The 1,870-nt window shown below is 59.3% G+C and carries 1 protein-coding gene and 1 pseudogene; both read right to left on the bottom strand.

From position 1 onward, the window contains the following. Positions 1 to 193: 193 nt before the first annotated feature. The gene (locus DW850_RS10015) at positions 194 to 955 is read right to left on the bottom strand and encodes a 4Fe-4S dicluster domain-containing protein (RefSeq protein WP_117786968.1); all 762 of its coding nucleotides are present in this window, start codon (positions 953 to 955) and stop codon (positions 194 to 196) included. A gap of 624 nt (positions 956 to 1,579) precedes the next feature. Then, positions 1,580 to 1,870 (bottom strand): annotated as a pseudogene (locus DW850_RS10010) (DEAD/DEAH box helicase); the annotation flags it as partial.

Raw genomic sequence — 1,870 nt, 5'->3', positions numbered from 1 at the left:
CTGAATTAGACACTCACCATTGTCGGCCTGATCCGCGGACTTTCATGCCGGGGGCTCCCAATGTTTTTATATCCTGCTCATATCGTTTCTGCCGGCACTCGGGGACACTCCTCACTCTGGTGCATTGGGGACAGGTTTGCTTGCACCAGGTTGGTGCAGATGAACTGGCCCCATTGCACCAATTTCGTATGCGCTAGACAAAGAGCTCGCATTCCTTCCGCACGACGCAAACCTTGCTCAGCATCTGGGAAACAGCGGATAGCTTGTTGGGATCAAGCTTACGAGCGCCTCGCGGGCATACGGCAATGCAGCGCATGCAGGAGATGCACGCCTCGCCAGCTGCTCGTTTGGGGTCACCCTTGTCGATAGCACAAACGGGGCACGCCGCGGCGCATGCACCGCAGGAGACGCAATCCTCTGTTGCCTCAGGTGCCATGCGGTGACCTCTGGCTTGTTTGTAAGGACGATTGCCGGGAATAGAGGGCTCGGATGTATCCTCAGCCAACAGCTTTTGCTGAATTTGCTGCGCAAACTCTGCGAGCTGCGCCGCATCCTGCGCATCCGGTCGCCCAGCAGCAAACTGTCGCGCAATGGAATGTTCTGCAATGGCTGCAACTGCCGCGATTACCCGGAATCCCGCATGCTTCGCAACGTCCTCCAGCTCTACGAGCGTGTCCTCAAACGCGCGGTTTCCGTAGACGCACACCAGAACGGCCCGCGCTCCGTTGCCGTGAACCATGTTCAGTCGGTCGACCGCCACGGCAGGGACTCTGCCGGCATACGCTGGCACGGAGATAACAGCCACGTCGTCCTTCGTCATCGAGACCTCGTGGAAATCCAACCCGCTATCGGTCAGATCGACGGTAACGGTCTTTTTGTCCAGCGCTCCAGCCACAAGGCCAGACACCTTCTGCGTTCCACCCGTCGGACTAAACACAATTTCGAATACGCTCATCTAGACACCCTCCCCCTACGTCTGGCAACGCGTCAAGCCGTTTTCACATTCAGACAGAGTATACGGCGCATGGGGGAGCTCCCCGTTTTGGTGCGCCAGGCGGCCCGATACACCTACCCATACTGCCCGCCTTTTCGGTTTGCATAATTCCCGGTACAGATTGCATATATTTACTGGATGCCGCCGCGTTCTCCTGAGGTACCCCATCCCAGCACGTGCAAAAAACGGAGTATTCTGCAGCGCTCTCACGCCAGCAATACCCCGAGCGGGCAAACCTTTAGGGCGCTGCGTCATTTTGGGTTCCGACATAGCGAGAACGACGTACCTTTGCTTCAAAAAACGGCGAAATCTAACTCAAAACACTCATAGGGGATATCTGAAGGCCGCCGTTGGCAATACCGAATCGTATGCAGCCAACTAGAGCTGCTGAATACTCCAAAAAATGCACGGCACACCCCATGGGACCCATTGCCGCATGGCAGGAAACAGGCCCACGGCATCTTCTAGATGCATTCCCGAGGAAATCACATTTGAACTAGCGATCGGATACGGCAAACAAAAAGGGCCCCGAGCGTAGTTGCTCGGGGCCCTTGGTTCACCTCGCTCTAGTGGGCGATGCGTATGCTATTTGCGCTTGCCGCCGCCGTCACCGGGGCGGCGGGAGCTGCCGCCGCGCTTACCGCCACGATTGTTACCATAGCTGCCACGGTTATCGCGCCCGCCGGCGCGACCGCCGCGGGAGCCGGCCTGGTTGCCACCACGCCCGCCGCGGTAGCCGCCACGACGCTCCTCGCGGGTGTCATCGTAGTTGCGCCAGTCATCGCGACGATCGCGGCTGGCACGCGGGTCGCGACGATCGCGCGACTCACCCGAACGACCGGCGCCGCTGCGGCCACCGTTGCCGCGAGCGCCCTC

Source organism: Collinsella sp. AM36-4AA, from assembly GCF_003467795.1.
GTDB lineage: Bacteria > Actinomycetota > Coriobacteriia > Coriobacteriales > Coriobacteriaceae > Collinsella.
The sequence above is the reverse complement of the archived record's forward strand: the minus strand, read 5'-3'. Positions and strand labels throughout refer to the sequence as shown.

Coding starts and splice junctions, on each gene's coding strand:
- DW850_RS10015 (WP_117786968.1), bottom strand. CDS start 955: ATGAGCGTATTCGAAATTGTGTTTAGTCCGACGGGTGGAACGCAGAAG.